20 protein-coding genes are annotated in these 19,615 nt (G+C 38.6%); 14 read left to right on the top strand and 6 right to left on the bottom strand.

Annotated elements, in window-relative coordinates; all coding sequences use genetic code 11:
• Positions 1-16 precede the first annotated feature (16 nt).
• On the bottom strand, positions 17-1,639 hold the full coding sequence (locus tag EL140_RS09500; RefSeq protein WP_000958789.1) for an ATP-binding cassette domain-containing protein: 1,623 nt from the start codon (positions 1,637-1,639) through the stop codon (positions 17-19).
• A 195-nt stretch (positions 1,640-1,834) separates the two neighbouring features.
• Here EL140_RS09500 and trpS point away from each other — a divergent pair, with 195 nt between their 5' ends.
• Together trpS and guaB are read left to right on the top strand one after the other, a co-directional pair.
• Positions 1,835-2,863 (top strand): tryptophan--tRNA ligase, encoded by a 1,029-nt coding sequence (gene trpS, locus EL140_RS09495; RefSeq protein ID WP_000165452.1) that lies wholly within the window; start codon positions 1,835-1,837, stop codon positions 2,861-2,863.
• A gap of 159 nt (positions 2,864-3,022) precedes the next feature.
• Positions 3,023-4,501 (top strand): IMP dehydrogenase, encoded by a 1,479-nt coding sequence (gene guaB, locus EL140_RS09490; RefSeq protein ID WP_000073416.1) that lies wholly within the window; start codon positions 3,023-3,025, stop codon positions 4,499-4,501.
• A 58-nt stretch (positions 4,502-4,559) separates the two neighbouring features.
• Here the strand turns inward: guaB and recF are convergent, their stop codons facing one another.
• Both recF and yaaA read right to left on the bottom strand, forming a co-directional pair.
• On the bottom strand, positions 4,560-5,651 hold the full coding sequence (recF, locus tag EL140_RS09485; RefSeq protein WP_000266691.1) for a DNA replication/repair protein RecF: 1,092 nt from the start codon (positions 5,649-5,651) through the stop codon (positions 4,560-4,562).
• Between the two features lie 2 nt (positions 5,652-5,653).
• Positions 5,654-6,022 carry a S4 domain-containing protein YaaA gene (yaaA, locus tag EL140_RS09480; protein ID WP_000455876.1) on the bottom strand — a complete coding sequence of 123 codons (369 nt, stop codon included), beginning with the start codon at positions 6,020-6,022 and terminating at the stop codon, positions 5,654-5,656.
• A 160-nt stretch (positions 6,023-6,182) separates the two neighbouring features.
• On the opposite strand from yaaA, the gene yfmF reads away from it, so the two are divergent.
• The 12 genes from yfmF (at position 6,183) to tsf (ending at position 17,359) form a co-directional block, all read left to right on the top strand.
• A complete protein-coding gene (gene yfmF, locus EL140_RS09475; protein WP_000424568.1) occupies positions 6,183-7,433 on the top strand; it encodes an EF-P 5-aminopentanol modification-associated protein YfmF in 1,251 nt (416 codons plus the stop codon).
• The gene (yfmH, locus tag EL140_RS09470; protein WP_000170121.1) at positions 7,430-8,713 is read left to right on the top strand and encodes an EF-P 5-aminopentanol modification-associated protein YfmH; all 1,284 of its coding nucleotides are present in this window, start codon (positions 7,430-7,432) and stop codon (positions 8,711-8,713) included. Before yfmF ends, yfmH begins: the two co-directional genes overlap by 4 nt.
• 35 nt (positions 8,714-8,748) lie before the next feature.
• Positions 8,749-9,570: a cytoskeleton protein RodZ gene (gene rodZ, locus EL140_RS09465; RefSeq protein ID WP_001227974.1), complete on the top strand. Its 822-nt coding sequence runs from the start codon at positions 8,749-8,751 to the stop codon at positions 9,568-9,570.
• 10 nt (positions 9,571-9,580) lie between these two features.
• The gene (gene pgsA, locus EL140_RS09460; RefSeq protein ID WP_000712147.1) at positions 9,581-10,126 is read left to right on the top strand and encodes a CDP-diacylglycerol--glycerol-3-phosphate 3-phosphatidyltransferase; all 546 of its coding nucleotides are present in this window, start codon (positions 9,581-9,583) and stop codon (positions 10,124-10,126) included.
• Positions 10,123-10,950 (top strand): energy-coupling factor ABC transporter ATP-binding protein, encoded by an 828-nt coding sequence (locus EL140_RS09455; RefSeq protein ID WP_000835732.1) that lies wholly within the window; start codon positions 10,123-10,125, stop codon positions 10,948-10,950. The genes pgsA and EL140_RS09455 overlap by 4 nt, the downstream gene beginning before the upstream one ends.
• A complete protein-coding gene (locus EL140_RS09450) occupies positions 10,935-11,774 on the top strand; it encodes an energy-coupling factor transporter ATPase (protein WP_000513207.1) in 840 nt (279 codons plus the stop codon). Before EL140_RS09455 ends, EL140_RS09450 begins: the two co-directional genes overlap by 16 nt.
• On the top strand, positions 11,767-12,561 hold the full coding sequence (locus tag EL140_RS09445; protein WP_000377881.1) for an energy-coupling factor transporter transmembrane component T family protein: 795 nt from the start codon (positions 11,767-11,769) through the stop codon (positions 12,559-12,561). Before EL140_RS09450 ends, EL140_RS09445 begins: the two co-directional genes overlap by 8 nt.
• Before the next feature lie 60 nt (positions 12,562-12,621).
• Entirely contained in the window at positions 12,622-13,437 is an 816-nt protein-coding gene (gene mreC / locus EL140_RS09440; protein ID WP_001078972.1) for a rod shape-determining protein MreC, read from the top strand.
• Positions 13,438-13,439: 2 nt separating this feature from the next.
• Positions 13,440-13,934: a rod shape-determining protein MreD gene (gene mreD, locus EL140_RS09435; RefSeq protein ID WP_001237915.1), complete on the top strand. Its 495-nt coding sequence runs from the start codon at positions 13,440-13,442 to the stop codon at positions 13,932-13,934.
• 93 nt (positions 13,935-14,027) lie between these two features.
• Entirely contained in the window at positions 14,028-15,236 is a 1,209-nt protein-coding gene (pcsB, locus tag EL140_RS09430) for a peptidoglycan hydrolase PcsB (protein WP_000726991.1), read from the top strand.
• Positions 15,237-15,460: 224 nt separating this feature from the next.
• Positions 15,461-16,240 carry a 30S ribosomal protein S2 gene (gene rpsB, locus EL140_RS09425; protein WP_000268475.1) on the top strand — a complete coding sequence of 260 codons (780 nt, stop codon included), beginning with the start codon at positions 15,461-15,463 and terminating at the stop codon, positions 16,238-16,240.
• 78 nt (positions 16,241-16,318) lie between these two features.
• The gene (tsf, locus tag EL140_RS09420; protein WP_000808057.1) at positions 16,319-17,359 is read left to right on the top strand and encodes a translation elongation factor Ts; all 1,041 of its coding nucleotides are present in this window, start codon (positions 16,319-16,321) and stop codon (positions 17,357-17,359) included.
• A gap of 103 nt (positions 17,360-17,462) precedes the next feature.
• Here the strand turns inward: tsf and cysK are convergent, their stop codons facing one another.
• The 3 genes from cysK to EL140_RS09405 form a co-directional block, all read right to left on the bottom strand.
• On the bottom strand, positions 17,463-18,389 hold the full coding sequence (cysK, locus tag EL140_RS09415; RefSeq protein ID WP_001029449.1) for a cysteine synthase A: 927 nt from the start codon (positions 18,387-18,389) through the stop codon (positions 17,463-17,465).
• 96 nt (positions 18,390-18,485) lie between these two features.
• Positions 18,486-18,929, bottom strand: a complete 444-nt coding sequence (locus tag EL140_RS09410; protein ID WP_000863903.1) for a PH domain-containing protein — start codon at positions 18,927-18,929, stop codon at positions 18,486-18,488.
• Between the two features lie 14 nt (positions 18,930-18,943).
• Positions 18,944-19,579 carry a YigZ family protein gene (locus EL140_RS09405; protein WP_000395765.1) on the bottom strand — a complete coding sequence of 212 codons (636 nt, stop codon included), beginning with the start codon at positions 19,577-19,579 and terminating at the stop codon, positions 18,944-18,946.
• Positions 19,580-19,615 lie beyond the last annotated feature (36 nt).

Raw genomic sequence — 19,615 nt, 5'->3', positions numbered from 1 at the left:
AGTTTTGAAGTCTTATTTAATCTTTCCAAAGTTCTTTAACTTTTGCTTGTACTTCTGCATTTTCTAGGAATTCATCATAGGTTTCATCGATACGATCAATCACGCCATTCTTAGATAAAACAATGATATGGTTTGCCAAAGTTTGGATAAACTCGTGGTCATGACTGGCAAAGATGATTGATTCTTTAAAGTTTTTCAATCCATCGTTCAAGCTTGAGATAGATTCCAAGTCCAAGTGATTTGTTGGATCATCAAGTACAAGGACATTTGATTTCAAGAGCATGAGTTTTGAAAGCATGACACGTACTTTTTCTCCCCCTGACAAGACGTTTACAGGTTTGTTAACCTCATCTCCAGAAAAGAGCATACGACCGAGGAAACCACGTAGGAAGGTATTGTCATCTTCTTCTTTACTTACAAATTGACGCAACCAGTCAAGGATTGACTCTCCTCCTGCAAAATCAGCCGAGTTGTCTTTTGGTAAGTAAGAACGGCTAGTAGTAACTCCCCACTTGACGGTTCCTTCATAGTCGATGTCATCCATGATTGCACGAATTAATGCAGTCGTTTGGATGTCATTTTGTCCAATAAGAGCTGTCTTATCACCTGGACGCAAGATGAAACTAATATTGTCTAGGATAGTTTCGCCATCAATCTTTACAGTTAAATTTTCTACTGTCAAGAGATCATTACCAATCTCACGTTCTGCTTTAAAGTTGATAAATGGATATTTACGACTAGATGGCACAATTTCTTCTAGTTCAATCTTGTCAAGCATTTTTTTACGAGATGTTGCTTGTCTTGATTTAGAAGCATTAGCAGAGAATCGAGCAACGAATTCTTGCAATTGCTTAATTTTTTCTTCTGCCTTGGCATTACGGTCTGCTAGCAATTTAGCAGCGAGTTCAGAAGATTCCTTCCAAAAGTCATAGTTTCCGACATAGAGTTTGATTTTTCCAAAGTCAAGGTCGGCCATATGAGTACACACTTTGTTTAAGAAGTGACGGTCGTGGGATACTACGATAACGGTGTTATCAAAATCAATCAAGAAGTCTTCTAACCAAGTAATCGATTGGATATCTAAACCATTGGTTGGCTCGTCCAAAAGAAGAACATCAGGTTTACCAAATAAGGCTTTAGCAAGGAGAACCTTCACTTTTTCACCATTGGCTAATTCGCTCATGTTTTGATAGTGCAATTCTTCTGGAATGTTTAGGTTTTGAAGTAGTTGAGACGCTTCACTTTCTGCTTCCCAACCTCCAAGTTCAGCAAATTCACCTTCGAGTTCGGCTGCACGAACACCATCTTCATCTGAAAAATCTTCCTTCATGTAAATGGCGTCTTTTTCTTTCATGATGTTGTAAAGTTTTTCATTTCCCATAATAACGACATCAATAACTCGCTCATCTTCATAGTCAAAATGATTTTGACGGAGAACAGAGAGACGTTCATCTGGACCAAGAGAGATGTGACCAGTTGTTGGCTCAATATCACCAGCTAAGATTTTTAAGAATGTAGACTTTCCAGCACCATTAGCACCAATCAATCCGTATGTATTTCCTTCTGTAAATTTGATATTGACATCATCAAAAAGTTTGCGATCACTAAAACGTAGTGAAACATCAGATACTGTAAGCAATGTTTTTCTCCTATAATATGTAATACATTTATTCTACTAGAAAAGAGAGAAATATTCAAATTTTTGTTTGTCAATTTTATGTCAATTAAGTTTACAGGTTTATTTACAATGAGTTAGTTGTTTGATTTAAATAATTTTCTGTTATTTTAACAAAAAAATGCTATAATTGAAGAGACCATTTCGAAGGAGAAAAAAATGACGAAACCCATTATTTTAACAGGAGATCGCCCAACAGGAAAACTGCATATTGGACATTATGTTGGGAGTCTTAAAAATAGAGTATTACTGCAGGAAGAAGACAAGTATGACATGTTTGTTTTTTTGGCGGACCAACAAGCATTGACAGATCACGCCAAAGATCCTCAAACGATTGTAGAATCGATTGGGAATGTTGCCTTGGATTATTTAGCAGTTGGATTGGATCCAAGTAAATCAACTATCTTTATTCAAAGCCAGATTCCAGAGTTGGCTGAGCTGTCTATGTACTATATGAATTTGGTATCACTAGCTCGTTTGGAACGGAATCCGACAGTAAAAACAGAGATTGCTCAAAAAGGGTTTGGAGAAAGTATTCCGACAGGATTTTTGGTTTATCCGATTGCGCAAGCAGCAGATATTACTGCCTTCAAGGCTAATTATGTTCCTGTTGGGACAGATCAGAAACCAATGATTGAGCAAACTCGCGAGATTGTTCGTTCCTTTAATCATGCTTATAATTGTGAGGTCTTGGTGGAGCCGGAAGGTGTTTATCCAGAAAATGAGAGAGCAGGGCGTTTGCCTGGTTTAGATGGAAATGCTAAAATGTCTAAATCCCTTAATAATGGTATTTATCTAGCAGATGATGCGGATACTTTGCGTAAAAAAGTCATGAGCATGTATACTGATCCAGACCACATTCGGGTTGAGGATCCAGGTAAGATTGAAGGAAACATGGTTTTCCATTATCTAGATGTGTTTGGTCGTCCAGAAGATGCTCAAGAAATTGCGGATATGAAAGAACATTATCAACGTGGTGGCCTTGGTGATGTGAAGACGAAACGTTATCTACTTGAAATATTAGAACGGGAACTTGGCCCTATTCGTGAGCGCCGTATCGAATTTGCTAAGGATATGGGAGAAGTGTACAATATGCTTCAAAAAGGGAGTGAGAAAGCGCGTGAGGTTGCAGGGCAAACTCTATCTGAAGTTAAGGGAGCAATGGGACTAAATTATTTTAAATTATAGATAAAATATGAATCGTAAAACTATCTCTTCCATAGGATCACAGGGATAGTTTTTTTATGATTTCTACCATAAATATAATTGACAAATTTTCATAGAATGGTATGATAGATACAATACAAAAAGAGTCAAGCTCAAAAAAAAAGAAAAGAGGAAACTTTAATGTCTAATTGGGATACTAAATTTTTAAAAAAAGGTTTTACCTTTGATGATGTATTGCTCATTCCAGCAGAAAGTCATGTGTTGCCTAATGATGCAGATTTAACAACAAAATTGGCAGATAATCTGACTTTAAATATCCCAATTATAACAGCCGCCATGGATACAGTCACAGAAAGTCAAATGGCTATTGCCATTGCTCGTGCGGGTGGTCTTGGAGTAATCCATAAAAATATGTCTATTGCGCAACAGGCGGATGAAGTTCGCAAGGTAAAACGTTCTGAAAATGGTGTTATTATTGATCCATTCTTCTTGACTCCAGAACACACGATTGCTGAAGCAGATGAACTGATGGGACGTTACCGTATCAGTGGTGTTCCAGTTGTGGAGACACTTGAAAATCGTAAATTGGTTGGTATTCTAACAAACCGAGATCTTCGCTTTATTTCAGATTACAATCAGCCAATCTCAAACCATATGACTAGTGAAAATCTTGTTACTGCTCCTGTTGGTACAGATCTTGCAACAGCTGAAAGCATTCTTCAAGAACACCGTATTGAAAAACTTCCTTTGGTTGATGAAGAAGGTCGTCTTTCTGGTTTGATTACTATCAAAGATATTGAAAAAGTGATTGAGTTTCCAAATGCTGCTAAAGATGAGTTTGGTCGTCTCTTAGTTGCAGGTGCAGTAGGTGTTACTTCAGATACATTTGAACGTGCCGAAGCCCTTTTTGAAGCAGGAGCGGATGCCATTGTTATTGATACTGCCCATGGTCACTCTGCTGGTGTTCTACGTAAAATCGCTGAAATTCGTGCTCACTTCCCAGACCGCACTTTGATTGCTGGAAATATTGCCACTGCTGAAGGTGCGCGTGCTCTTTATGATGCAGGTGTAGATGTTGTCAAAGTCGGTATCGGACCAGGTTCTATTTGTACCACTCGCGTGATTGCAGGGGTTGGTGTTCCACAAGTGACAGCAATCTATGATGCAGCAGCAGTTGCGCGTGAATATGGTAAAACAATCATTGCTGATGGTGGAATCAAGTACTCTGGAGATATTGTAAAAGCCCTTGCTGCAGGTGGGAATGCAGTTATGCTTGGATCAATGTTTGCTGGAACAGACGAAGCACCAGGTGAAACGGAAATCTTCCAAGGACGTAAGTTTAAGACCTACCGTGGTATGGGATCAATCGCTGCAATGAAGAAAGGTTCAAGTGACCGTTACTTCCAAGGTTCTGTCAATGAAGCAAACAAACTTGTTCCAGAAGGAATTGAAGGCCGTGTTGCCTATAAAGGAGCAGCAGCTGATATTGTCTTCCAAATGATTGGAGGTATTCGCTCTGGTATGGGTTACTGTGGTGCAGCTAACCTTAAAGAACTACACGACAATGCTCAATTTATTGAAATGTCTGGGGCTGGTCTAAAAGAAAGCCATCCTCATGATGTACAAATCACTAATGAAGCGCCAAACTACTCCATGTAAGTAGTAAAAAAGAACTCCTGATTTTCAGGAGTTCTTTTTGTTTACAATGTTGTCAATGTTAATTTACAGAAATTTTACCGTTTTGGATGTTGAAAATACTAAGATTTTCTGGTAAGTTTTGTAAGTGGTCTAAACTTGTTGTTGTAATAAAGGTTTGGATAGATTGAGAGATGGTTTCTAGTAATTTTAGTTGCCGTGTATTGTCAAGTTCACTCATAACATCATCAAGCAGTAGTATCGGAGACTCGTTGGTAATACTTTCCATTAGCTCAATCTCTGCTAGTTTGATAGAAAGTACAAGACTACGATGTTGACCTTGGCTTCCAAAACTAGCATCCATTCCATTGATATAAAAAGCAATGTCATCTCGATGAGGGCCAACTCCAGTATTCTTTTTAAATAAGTCTCTGGATCTGCTTTTCTCCAAAGCAATTTTAAAAGAATTTGTTAGCTGTTCGTCATCAGTGAAGTTGACAGATGATTGATAAGATATTGACAACTCTTCTAATTTATTTGAAATTTCTAAGTGTTTTTTTTGACCAAATTTCTCTAAGTCTTTAATGAATTTTATCCGATGCTTTATGACGCGACAACCATACTCTACTAACTGATCATCTAATACTGACAGAAATGTTTCATCAATCTTCTGACTAGATTTTAGGTAGGTATTTCTCTGCTTGAGTATATGGTTGTAGTTTGACAAGTCTGACAAGTAGATTGGTTTAATTTGTCCCAGTTCGATGTCTATAAATTTTCGACGGACAGAAGGTGCTCCCTTAATTAGCTGGAGATCTTCAGGTGCGAAGAGGACAACATTCATATGTCCGATGTAGTCTGATAGGCGCGCTTGTTTTAAGTGATTGACCTTAGTCACACGCCCTTTTGGCGTTAAATCAATTTCTAGAGGGATAGAGCTTGTTTTCTTCTGTAGCAAGCCAGAAAGATGGAGTTGCTCGTTATCAAAATGAATGAGATTTTTATCTGTACGAGTCCGATGACTACGTGTTAAGGCTAAAAAATAGATTGCTTCTAGAATATTGGTTTTTCCTTGTGCATTTTGACCTAGAAAGACATTTAATTTTGGATTGAAATCAATTTTTGCCTCTTTGTAGTTTCGAAAGGTTTTAATTGTTAAATGTTGGAGCCACATGGTTATCTTCCTGGAAAACGTGGAACTTGTTTGGTTTTAGGCGATGAAGAAGTTTTTTGTTTTTCTTTCTTGATACCTTTATTCATCTCTTTGACAAGTTTAGCAATTCGCTCTTTCTCAATCTTATCTGCTTGATACTCTTCTTGCTCTTTTAAACTTGGTTGTGTCAAGGTGATGTCAATCTTTAAATCAGGAATATCAATCGTATCTCCAATACGGATTTTTTTCCCACGTCTACTTTCTAACTCGCCATTAAAGTAAACTTGATGATCTATTAAAAAGGATTTGATAGCACCACCGCTTTGTATAATTCCAAGTTCTTTTAGGAGGGCTTGGAGCGTAATAAATTCTTCAAATAATTTGTATTCCATAATTCACCTCAATCTTTGGTATTATACCATATTTTCCTTGAAATAGCTGAAGGAAAGTTAGTTGAAATGAAAACGATTTTACTCTTTAAAGCTATAAAGAGAACAAGAAAAATTTTGATTTTCGTGGTATAATAGAACTCTATATGTAAGGAGGTAAGGTATGGAATTAGTGCCTGGAATTTCAGCACATTTTGTTCAATCCAAAAAGTTTAAAACAAATAAAATCACTATTCGTTTTACTGCTCCCTTATCTCTTGAGACAATAGCAGGACGCATGTTAAGTGCGAGTATGTTGGAGACGGCAAATCAAGCTTATCCCACATCACAAGCATTTCGCAGATACTTGGCAAGTTTATATGGAACAGATATTTCCACAAGTGCTTATCGTAGAGGACAGGCACATATTCTTGACTTAACATTTACTTATGTGAGGGATGATTTTTTAAGTAAAAAGAATGTCTTGACTTCTCGAATTTTGGAATTAGTAAAACAGACTTTATTTTCCCCCTTAGTTCAAGATGGTGCTTTTGAGCCAGCCTTATTTGAAATTGAAAGAAAACAGTTATTGGCTAGTTTAGCTACTGATATGGATGATTCATTTTATTTTGCTCATAAGGAGTTGGATAGCTTGTTCTTCCATGATGAGCGTCTTCAATTGAGATACAGTGATTTACGAAATAGCATTTCAAATGAGTCTCCAGAAAGTAGCTACACGTGCTTTCAGAATGCTCTGAAGAATGATCGTATTGATTTCTTTTTCTTAGGTGATTTTAATGAAGTAGAAATCACAGAATCACTGAAGTCATTATCCCTTACAGCTAGAGAGAACTGTGTTCCTATCCAATATTATCAGTCTTATTCGAATGTTCTACGAGAGGGAATGATTCAGAGGAATGTTGGGCAATCAATTTTGGAATTAGGGTATCATTCTCCTATAAAATATGGCGATGATGAGCATTTGCCCATGCTTGTGATGAATGGTTTGTTGGGTGAATTTGCACATTCGAAACTTTTTACAAACGTTCGTGAAAATGCTGGAATAGCCTACACAGTCTCTAGTCAATTGGATTTGTTTAGTGGTCTGTTAAGGATGTATGCGGGTATTGATAGAGAAAATCGAAATCAGGCTAGAAAAATGATGAATCATCAATTGCTAAATCTGAAAAAGGGTAACTTTACAGATTTTGAACTTGAACAAACCAAGGAGATGATTCGACGATCTTTGTTGATGGCTCAAGATAATCAACAGACCCTAGTTGAAAGAGTCTATTTGAATGCTCTATTGGGAAAATCAAGCTTTGATATGGATCGATTGGTGGCAAAATTAGAGAGTGTTGATAAAGAAGCTGTCTGTAAAGTTGCCAACAGTTTGAAGTTACAAGCGATTTACTTTATGGAAGGAGTAGAATGACAAAGGTTACTTTTGAAGAAAAATACTATCCTGCTGTAAAGGAAACAGTCTACAAAACACAATTGTCAAATGGATTGATAGTTTCTTTACTCCCTAAACAAGATTTCAATGAGGTTTATGGGATTGTAACAGTTCAATTTGGTTCTGTAGATGCAACTTATACAAGCTTGGGAAAAGGTTTACGTCATCATCCAGCAGGAATTGCACATTTTCTGGAACATAAATTGTTTGAAAGAGAAAACTCTGAGGATATAATGGCTGCTTTTACTCGATTAGGTGCGGACAGTAATGCCTTTACAAGCTTTACTAAGACCAGCTATCTTTTTTCAACAATTGACCATCTATTAGAGAATTTAGATTTGCTAGATGAGTTAGTCGGAGATGTTCATTTTACAGAAGAATCAGTTTTAAGGGAACAGGATATTATCCAGCAAGAACGAGAAATGTACCAAGATGATCCAGATTCACGCTTGTTTTTTGCAACATTAGCCAACCTTTATCCTGATACTCCTTTAGCAACAGATATAGTTGGAAGTGAAAAATCAATTTCTGAGATTCAAGTTTCAAATTTAAAAGAGAATTTTACAGAGTTTTACAAACCTGTCAACATGTCACTGTTTTTAGTTGGAAATATTGATGTAAAAGTTGTTGAGGAATACTTTTCGAAAAAGGGAAAGGAAGTTTCAAACCAGTTTACGGTTTCAAAAGAGCAACTACCCTTGCAGCCTGTGAAGCAAACAGATAGTCTTCGGATGGAAGTTTCTTCACCCAAACTTGCTGTTGCGATTAGAGGTAATGGGCAAATAATAGAAGCTGAGTCTTATCGTTACAATATTTTATTGAAATTACTATTTACGATGATGTTTGGTTGGACTTCTGATCGTTTTCAAAGGTTATATGAGTCTGGGAAGTTAGACGCGTCATTGTCACTTGAGGTTGAAGTCAATAGTCGCTTTCATTTTGTGATATTGACAATGGACACCAAAGAGCCTGTTTCTCTGTCACATCAATTTCGTAAAGCGATTCGTCATTTTAGTAGTGATGCGGATATTACCGAGGAGCATTTAGATCTTGTTAAGAGTGAGATGTTTGGTGAGTTTTTCAGTAGCATGAACTCTTTGGAATTTATTGCAACTCAATACGATCCAATGGATCGCGGAGAAACAATTTTTGATTTTCCGAAAATTTTACAGGAAATTACTTTGGAGGATGTTCTAGAAGCTGGACATCGTTTGATTGATAATGGTGATTTAGTTGATTTTACAATCTTTCCAGCTTAAAAGATGACTAATACTAGAAAGAAGGAATGGTACGTATGAGAAAAAAAACAATTGGCGAGGTTCTACGTTTAGCTAGAATTAACCAGGGATTGAGTTTAGAAGAATTGCAGGAAAAAACTGAAATTCAGTTGCATTTTCTAGAAGCTATGGAGGCAGATGATTTCGATCAACTTCCTAGCACCTTCTACGCTCGTTCTTTTTTAAGAAAATATGCCTGGGCAGTAGAGTTGGATGAGAGAATTGTTTTGGACGCCTATGATTCAGGTAGTATGATTACTTATGAAGAGGTAGATGTCGATGAAGAAGACTTGTCTGGTCGCAGACGGTCAAATAAGAAAAAAATGTCTTATCTCCCCTTGTTTTATTTCGTTCTATTTGCTTTGTCGATTTTAATTTTTGTGACTTACTATGTCTGGAACTACATCCAAACTCAGCCAAGTCCTTCTTCAGCTAATTATAGTGTTGTGAACTTGACTAGTTCAACAACCTCATCTAGTTCATCTTCTAGTAGTCAGATGTCTAGCTCGTCTTCTACTACGGAATCAACTATTACAGTGTCAGGTGAAGGAAACCGCATTGAAGCTCGGTATAAAACGAGTAAGGAAACGGCTACGATTCAACTGGCAGTTTCAGATGCAACTAGTTGGGTAAGTGTTTCAGGAAGTGAGCTGGAGGGTGGTGTGACACTATCCGCAGACAATAAGAATGCAAAAACAACAGTTTCAACTAAGAATCCCGTTACCATTACTTTAGGTGTAGTGAAGGGAGTTACTGTGACTGTGGACAATCAAACGATTGATACTTCGAAGCTGACAACTCAGACTGGAACTGTAACACTTACATTTACTACAGATTAAGGAAAAATCAATGAAAAAAGAACAAATTCCTAATGTATTAACTATTGGTAGAATTCTCTTTATACCTCTATTTATTCTTATTTTGACTTTGGGCCATTCACAAGGCAGTCATTTGCTGGCAGCGATCATCTTTGCAGTCGCTAGTATAACGGATTATCTTGATGGCTACCTTGCTCGTAAATGGAATGTAGTCAGCAACTTTGGAAAATTTGCAGATCCGATGGCTGATAAGCTGTTGGTTATGTCAGCTTTTATCATGTTGATTGAGTTAGGCATGGCTCCAGCTTGGGTTGTTGCTATTATCATCTGTCGTGAACTTGCGGTGACAGGCTTGCGTTTGTTGCTTGTTGAGACGGGAGGGACAGTTCTAGCAGCAGCGATGCCAGGGAAAATCAAGACCTTTAGTCAGATGTTTGCCATTATCTTTTTGCTCTTACATTGGGATTTAATTGGTCAGCTGTTGCTTTATATCGCTTTGTTTTTCACTATCTACTCTGGCTATGATTATTTCAAGGGTAGCGCTCATGTATTCAAAGGGACATTTGGTTCGAAATGAAATCGATTATTGAAGTAAAAGATCTGTCTTTTCGTTATAAGGAAGACCAGGATCATTATGACGTTAATAATATCTCGTTTCACGTGAAACGGGGAGAATGGCTTTCGATTGTAGGTCATAACGGGAGTGGGAAATCGACAACTATCCGTTTGATTGATGGCTTGCTTGAAGCAGAGTCTGGGGAAATCTGGATAGATGGGCAATTGCTGTCCTCTGAGAATGTTTGGGACTTACGCCGACAAATTGGTATGGTTTTTCAAAATCCAGATAACCAATTTGTGGGGGCAACTGTTGAAGATGATGTCGCCTTTGGTTTAGAAAATCAGGGACTTCCTCGTGAAGAAATGAAGAAGAGAGTGGCTGATTCTTTGGAGTTGGTAGGGATGCTGGACTTTAAGAAGAGAGAACCAGCTCGTTTATCTGGTGGCCAAAAACAACGTGTGGCCATTGCAGGAGTTGTTGCCCTGAGGCCAGCTATTTTAATTCTAGATGAGGCTACAAGTATGTTGGACCCCGAGGGACGACGAGAACTGATTCAGACAGTTCAAGAGATTCGAAAAGACAACCAGATGACAGTCGTCTCCATTACACATGACTTGGAAGAAGTTGCGATGAGTGACCGTGTCTTGGTCATGAAAAAAGGCCAAGTGGAGTCAACCAGCAGCCCAAGAGAACTTTTTTCTCGGGATGATCTTGACCAGATAGGGTTGGATGAGCCTTTTACTAATCAATTGAGAGAATCTTTGAGAGAGACTGGTTATCAGTTGCCGGATGGCTATTTGACAGAAGGAGAGCTAGAGGACAAGTTATGGGAATTACTCTAGAAAATGTGAGCTTTACCTATCAAGAGGGAACTCCCCTATCTTCATCAGCCTTGACTGATGTTTCTTTGACGATTGAGGATGGTTCCTATACAGCTTTAGTAGGGCACACAGGCAGTGGGAAATCAACGATTTTACAGCTTTTAAATGGCCTATTGGTACCAAGTAAGGGTTCTGTTCGAGTTTTCGATACCGTCATTACCCCTACATCAACCAATAAAGAAATTCGTCAGATTCGAAAGCAAGTTGGTCTAGTGTTTCAATTTGCTGAAAATCAGATTTTCGAAGAGACTGTTTTGAAAGATGTTGCATTTGGACCGCAAAATTTTGGAGTTTCTGAGGAAGAGGCCAAGAAAATTGCGCGTGAAAAGTTAGCCTTGGTAGGCATCGATGAGTCACTCTTTGAGCGCAGTCCTTTTGAACTTTCGGGTGGTCAGATGAGACGTGTGGCTATAGCAGGTATGCTAGCCATGGAGCCAACTGTCTTGGTTTTGGATGAGCCTACAGCTGGACTAGATCCTCTGGGCAGAAAAGAATTGATGACCTTGTTTAAAGAGCTTCACCTTGCTGGAATGACAATCGTTCTGGTAACGCATTTGATGGATGATGTAGCTGCATATGCTGATCAGGTTTATGTTATGGAAAAGGGGCGTTTGGTCAAAAGTGGCAAACCAAGTGAAGTTTTCCAAGATGTAGCCTCTATGGAAAAGGTGCAGTTAGGTGTGCCTAAAATCACAGCATTTTGTAAACGTTTGGCAGATAGAGGTGTAGCTTTTAAAAAACTGCCAATCAAGATAGAGGAGTTTAAGGAGTCGCTAAATGGATAGTATGATTTTAGGGCGTTATATACCAGGGGATTCCATCATTCATCGCTTGGATCCACGTAGTAAATTGCTTGCCATGATTCTGCTGATTTTGATTGTATTTTGGGCTAATAATCCCCTCACCAATCTCATTTTGTTTATAGCGACAGGTATATTTATCGCTTTGTCAGGCGTTTCCCTCTCATTTTTCGTTCAGGGATTAAAATCCATGTTCTTCTTGATTGCTTTTACGACTCTTTTTCAGCTCTTTTTCATTTCAAGTGGAAATGTCCTATTTGAGTTTTCTTTTATAAGAATAACGGATTATGCTTTGCAACAAGCAGGAATCATTTTCTGTCGTTTTGTGTTGATTATTTTCTTTTCAACCTTGCTAACCTTAACGACCATGCCTTTGAGTCTGGCAGCTGCAGTTGAAGCTCTTTTAGCACCGCTGAAACGCGTGAAAGTTCCCGTTCATGAAATTGGTCTCATGTTATCAATGAGTTTGCGTTTTGTTCCAACCTTGATGGATGACACAACGAGAATTATGAATGCTCAAAAAGCTCGTGGAGTTGACTTTGGCGAAGGTAGCATCGTTCAAAAAGTAAAGGCTATGATTCCGATTTTAATTCCTCTTTTTGCGACGAGCTTAAAGCGTGCAGATTCATTGGCAATAGCCATGGAAGCGCGTGGTTATCAGGGAGGAAAGGGTAGAAGTCAGTATAGACAATTGAGATGGAGTCAAAAGGATACACTGGCAATTCTTGTGATTTTGGTACTGGGATGTTTCTTATTTTTCTTAAAATCTTAGCAGGTTTGTAGGATTGGTAAGAAGCTCACAGTAGCAGGTTTTTAGTATAAAGGTAGGAATATGAACCGTTTTAAAAAATCAAAATATCTAATCATCGTTTTTGTCACAGTTCTGGCAGTTTCTGTTCTATTAGTGACAACCTATTCAAGCGCTATTGTGACGAAACTAGGAGATGGGATTTCTTTAGTAGATAGAATTGTTCAAAAACCCTTTCAGTGGTTTGATACTTTTAAATCAGATTTGGGACATTTGACGCAGACTTACAATGAAAACGAAAGTCTAAAAAAACAGCTTTATCAACTAGAGGTGGAGTCTAATCAATCAGAAAGTTTAAAAAATGAAAATGAACAATTACGTCAGTTGCTGGATATGAAGTCAAAATTGCAGGCTACAAAAACCATTTCAGCAGATGTGATTATGCGAGCTCCAGTATCTTGGAAACAAGAGTTAACAATTGATGTGGGAAGTTCAAAAGGAGCTTCTGAAAATATGTTGGCCATTGCAAACGGGGGTTTGATTGGTAGTGTTTCAAAGGTGGAGGATCATTCAACAACGATCAACCTATTGACAAACACCGAAAATTCAGACAAAATTTCTGTTAAAATCCTGCATGGCTCTACTGAAATTTACGGGATTATCGTTGGTTATGATAAGGAATCTGAACTGCTTAAAATTAGTCAATTAAACAGCAACAGCGACATTAGCGCGGGAGACAAGGTGACTACAGGGGGGCTCGGAAACTTTAATGTTAAGGATATCCCTGTTGGAGAGGTTGTTGCTACAACACACAGCAGTGATTATCTAACAAAGGAGGTAACAGTAAAGTTAAGTGCTGACACCAAAAATCTTCATGTGGTTGAGTTAGTGGGGAATTAGCAATGAGACTGTTAAAACAAATTGGTATTTTCTTTTTACTCCCTTTTGTTGTACTAATTGATGCACATATTGGACAATTAGCGGGATCCTTCTTCCCTCACTTTCATTTAGCAAGTCATTTTCTGTTTTTATTTCTCTTGTTTGAGACAATTGAGGTTTCAGAATATCTCTATCTAGCTTATTGCGGTATAGTGGGTTTGGTGTACGATATCTATTTTTTCCACTTGATAGGAATTGCAACACTTCTATTTATCTTGATAGGAGCTTCGCTCCATAAATTTAATAGTGTAATTTTGCTAAACCGTTGGACAAGAATGTTAACAATAGTTGTGATGAGTTTCCTATTTGATATGGGGAGCTACCTCCTTGCTCTTGCTATGGGATTGACAGTAGAATCGATGCCAGTTTTCATCGTCTATAGCCTTGTCCCATCAATGATTTTAAACTTTTTATGGATGCTTATTTTCCAATATATTTTTGAAAAATGTTATCTATAAGAAAGAAATAAAAATGTAACAAAGGCGTAATATTTATTATGTCTTTTTTTGGTATACTAGTAATGTCTTAAATAGAAGGAGTATCTACACAATATGAAGAAAAAAATCTTAGCGTCACTTTTATTAAGTACAGTATTAGTGTCTCAAGCGGCAGTATTGACAACTGTCCACGCTGAAACAACTGATGAAAAGATTGCTGCTCAAGATAGTAAGATTAGTAATTTGACATCTCAACAAAAAGAAGCTCAAAAACAAGTAGATGAAATCCAAACGCAAGTTACAGCTATCCAAACTCAACAAACGAACTTGGAAGCTGAGAATGAAACTCTACAAGCTGAATCTAAAAAACTTGAAGGAGAAATTACAGAGCTTTCTAAGAACATTGTTGCTCGTAATGAATCTTTGGAGAAACAAGCACGTAGCGCACAAACAAACGGTGCTGCAACTAGCTACATCAATACAATTGTAAACTCAAAATCAATTACAGAAGCTATTTCACGTGTTGCAGCAATGAGCGAGATTGTATCAGCTAACAACAAAATGTTGGAACAACAGAAAGCTGATAAGAAATCTATCGCTGAAAAACAGGTTGCAAATAATGAAGCAATCAACACTGTCATTGCGAACCAACAAACGCTTGCTGACGATGCACAAGCATTGACAACAAAACAAGCAGAGTTGAAAGTTGCTGAGTTAAACCTTGCTGCAGAGAAAGCTACTGCAGAAAGTGATAAAGCTACTTTGTTGGAACAAAAAGCAGCAGCAGAGGCAGAAGCAAAAGCGGCAGCTGAAGCAGAAGCGGCTTATAAAGCACGTCAAACAAGCCAACAACAATCAGTTGTTGCTTCTGGAAATACAACACTTTCAGATCAAGTGCAAGCAACTTCAAGCTCTTCATCAGATGATGATTCAAGCTACACTCCGGCACCTGCACCAACTCCAACAAGACAGCGTCCAACATACAGTACAAATGCTTCAAGTTATCCAACTGGAGAATGTACTTGGGGAGCTAAGACATTAGCGCCTTGGGCTGGAGATTACTGGGGTAACGGAGCGCAGTGGGCTACAAGTGCAGCAGCTGCAGGATTCCGTACTGGATCAACTCCACAAGTTGGTGCGATTGCATGTTGGAATGACGGTGGATATGGACACGTAGCGGTTGTTACAGCAGTTTCATCATCAACTAGCATTCAAGTATCAGAATCAAACTATGGTGGAGATCGTACAATCGGTAACAAACGTGGATGGTTTAACCCAACAACAACTTCTGAAGGTTACGTAACATACATCTATCCAAACTAATGAATGAAACGAAGAGGCTCGATTTGAGCCTCTTTTATTATTTTTTATCGGAAGCAAGGCCGAAATCTATCAAAACCACTTGAAAATATCGCTAAAATGTGGTAAAATGAAACTTGTCGTGTAAACGATAATACTCATTCTTGATGAATTGTAAAACTGTTGCCCTCGGGTCGTTTTGCAAGTTGAAGTCGAGGAGAGGAAAAAAACAAAAAGGAGAAATACTCATGGCAGTAATTTCAATGAAACAACTTCTTGAGGCTGGTGTACACTTTGGTCACCAAACTCGTCGCTGGAACCCTAAGATGGCTAAGTACATCTTCACTGAGCGTAACGGAATCCACGTTATCGACTTGCAACAAACTGTAAAATACGCTGACCAAGCATACGACTTTATGCGTGATGCGGCAGCTAACGATGCAGTTGTATTGTTTGTTGGTACTAAAAAACAAGCTGCTGACGCTGTTAAAGAAGAAGCAGAACGTTCAGGTCAATACTACATCAACCACCGTTGGTTGGGTGGAACTCTTACTAACTGGGGAACTATCCAAAAACGTATTGCTCGTTTGAAAGAAATCAAACGTATGGAAGAAGAAGGAATCTTCGACGTTCTTCCTAAGAAAGAAGTTGCACTTCTTAACAAACAACGTGCACGTCTTGAAAAATTCTTGGGTGGTATTGAAGACATGCCTCGTATCCCAGATGTAATGTACGTAGTTGACCCACATAAAGAACAAATCGCTGTTAAAGAAGCTAAAAAATTGGGTATCCCAGTTGTAGCGATGGTTGACACAAACACTGACCCAGACGATATCGATGTAATCATCCCAGCTAACGATGACGCTATCCGCGCTGTTAAATTGATCACAGCTAAATTGGCTGACGCTATCATCGAAGGACGTCAAGGTGAAGATGCAGCAGCAGTTGAAGCTGAATTTGCAGCTTCAGAAGCTCAAGCTGACTCAATCGAAGAAATCGTTGAAGTTGTAGAAGGCGACAACGCTTAATTCATATAAATAGTAATTACCTAGGAGGGCGGGGCCTAGCCCAGCTCTCCTATTTTTAAAAAATATAGGAGAATCAAAATGGCAGAAATTACAGCTAAACTTGTAAAAGAGTTGCGTGAAAAATCTGGTGCCGGTGTTATGGACGCTAAAAAAGCGCTTGTAGAAACAGACGGTGACATCGAAAAAGCGATTGAATTGCTTCGCGAAAAAGGTATGGCGAAGGCAGCTAAGAAAGCTGACCGTGTTGCTGCAGAAGGTTTGACTGGTGTATTTGTTAATGGTAACGTTGCAGCAGTAGTTGAAGTAAATGCTGAAACTGACTTCGTTGCGAAAAACGCTCAATTCGTTGACTTGGTAAACGCAACAGCTAAAGTAATTGCTGAAGGAAAACCAGCGAACAACGAAGAAGCTCTTGCTTTGACAATGCCTTCAGGTGAAACTCTTGAAGCTGCATATGTATCTGCAACAGCTACAATCGGTGAAAAAATCTCATTCCGTCGTTTTGCTTTGCTTGAAAAAACAGATGCGCAACACTTTGGAGCATACCAACACAATGGTGGACGTATCGGTGTTATCTCTGTAATCGAAGGTGGAGACGAAGCGCTTGCTAAACAAATCTCAATGCATATTGCTGCGATGAAACCAACAGTTCTTTCTTACAAAGAATTGGATGAGCAATTCGTTAAAGATGAGTTGGCACAATTGAACCACGTAATCGACCAAGATAACGAAAGCCGTGCAATGGTTGGTAAACCAGCTCTTCCACACTTGAAGTATGGATCAAAAGCACAATTGACTGATGAAGTGATTGCTCAAGCTGAAGCTGATATCAAAGCTGAGTTGGCTGCAGAAGGCAAACCAGAAAAAATCTGGGACAAAATCATCCCAGGTAAAATGGACCGCTTCATGCTTGACAACACTAAAGTTGACCAAGCATACACACTTCTTGCACAACTATACATCATGGATGACAGCAAGACAGTTGAAGCTTACCTTGAATCAGTAAATGCTTCAGTAGTTGAGTTCGCTCGCTTTGAAGTTGGTGAAGGTATTGAGAAAGCTGCAAACGACTTTGAAGCAGAAGTTGCAGCTACAATGGCAGCAGCCTTGAATAACTAATAGAAAAGGAAGCAAATTGCTTCCTTTTTCTTTTTGTCTAGAGAGTAGAGTCTGTATGAGTAAACAAAAAGCCCTTTAATAAGGGCTAAGTGCATTTAGGAGGCTACACTTCAAATTCATAGAGTGCTGTAGACAAATAACGTTCGCCGTTATCTGGTGCTAAAGCAAGTACTTTCTTACCTGTACCTAATTTCTTGGCAACCTCAATTGCCCCGTAAATCGCTGCAGCTGAAGAAATCCCAACAAGGAAGCCTTCTTTTCCACCAATTTCACGGCCAAGTGCTAAAGCATCATCTGACGTTACGCGGACGATACCATCATAGGCCTTTGTATCAAGTGTTTCAGGAATAAATCCAGCTGAGATACCTTGAATTTTGTGAGGTCCTGGTTTTTCACCAGACAAGATAGCTGACTCGTCTGCCTCAACTGCATAAACTTGAATGTTTGAATTTGCTGCTTTAAGAGCGTGAGAAACACCTGAGATCGTTCCACCAGTACCAACACCACCCACAAAAGCATCTAGTCCATCAGAACCGAAAGCAGCCAGTATTTCAGCTCCTGTTGTTCTTTCGTGTACTTCTGGGTTAGCTGGATTATTAAATTGGAGTGGAAGGAAGCCGTCACGTTCAGCGGCGATTTCCTGAGCTTTAGCAATAGCTCCTTTCATTCCTTCGCTACCAGGAGTGAGGACGAGTTCAGCACCATAGGCTTGGATAATCTTACGTCGTTCCACACTCATTGTTTCAGGCATGACGATAACAACTTTATATCCTTTAGCGGCACCGACCCATGAAAGACCGATACCAGTGTTTCCACTCGTTGCTTCAACAATGGTAGCACCCGGTTTTAGAATACCATCTTGTTCCGCTTTTTCAATCATGCTAAGGGCAATGCGGTCTTTTACTGACGATCCAGGGTTAAAAGCTTCTAGTTTAACATAGACGTCTGCAGCACCCTCTGGAACAATGTTGTTAAGTTTAACAATCGGTGTTTGTCCGATTAGTTCAGTGATATTGTTATAAATAGCCATAGATATACCTCTTTGTATAAGATGATACTAGTATAACGCGCTTAAGGCTATTTGTAAAATATAGAAATTCTATCAAAGTGATAGGATTTTTTTATATCAAAGGTCTAAGCCATTAATTTTTAATCGATTGTGATAAGCCAATTCTAATAAATAGGTGTAAAGAGGGAGGATGTCCGTTTTTTTAGGGAATTCAAATTTATGGAAACTCAGATGCTCATTATGTGCTTTTAGAAAGACATTTTCTAAGTAAGTGATTGTAATCTCACTATCATCTATACCTGCTCCAGCAGTTTCCATTTCAACGTTTACAATGTTCATCAAAAAGAGTGACTTAACAGACACCTTGCGACCAGTGGCTCCTTGCTTATCTGTAAAAATAATACGGATATTTGTAAAGATAATTGAATCGCGAATAAGTTTATATCCACTTTGAATTTCTTCATTCTCTAGTAGATATTGTCCATATTCTTTAATAAGAGTCTCTTTGTTCTCCTCGCTAAAGTTTCCAGCAAGTCCTTGAATAAATTTCCCAAAAGCCATAATTTCTCCTTCGTTTACACTAGGTTTACAGGGACTTCAACTTCTCGTAAACCTTGATCTGTTAAAGTAACCTTTCCATTAAAGAACTCAACAAGAGCAGCTTTGATCTTTTCTTTCTCTTCCTTATCAACATAGATCATTGTAGCAATTTGATCTGTAAAGTTTGTATCCAGCTCCATGAGATGATGCTCTTTAAGGAAATTGCCATATTCTTGATACTGAGCGTAAGACATCTGAATGGCTATACCAGCCTGTTCTTTGATTTCAATAATGCCAATTTCTTTGACAGCCAAGGCCACACTACCTGCATAAGCACGAATCAAACCGCCAGCACCTAGTTTGATGCCACCAAAGTAGCGTGTCACTACCACACAGAGATTGGTTAAATTATGATTTTCTAAGACACCCAGCATAGGGACTCCAGCAGTACCACTAGGTTCCCCATCATCACTCGTACGCTTGATCTCACTGCGTTCCCCAATAATAAAAGCAGAGCAGTTATGGGTGGCTTTGTAGTGTTCTTTTTTGATAGCAGTGATAAAGTCACGAGCTTCTTCTTCACTATAGACACGCTTGGCATAACAGATAAAGCGTGATTTTTTGATTTCTTCTTGGACCTGCCCATCCTCTTTAATTGTTCTAAATTCCATGATTTAATTGTACTAAAAAATTACCTAAAGTGCTAG

It is taken from the genome of Streptococcus oralis ATCC 35037, assembly GCF_900637025.1.
GTDB classification, from domain to species: Bacteria; Bacillota; Bacilli; order Lactobacillales; family Streptococcaceae; genus Streptococcus; species Streptococcus oralis.
The sequence above is the reverse complement of the archived record's forward strand: the minus strand, read 5'-3'. Positions and strand labels throughout refer to the sequence as shown.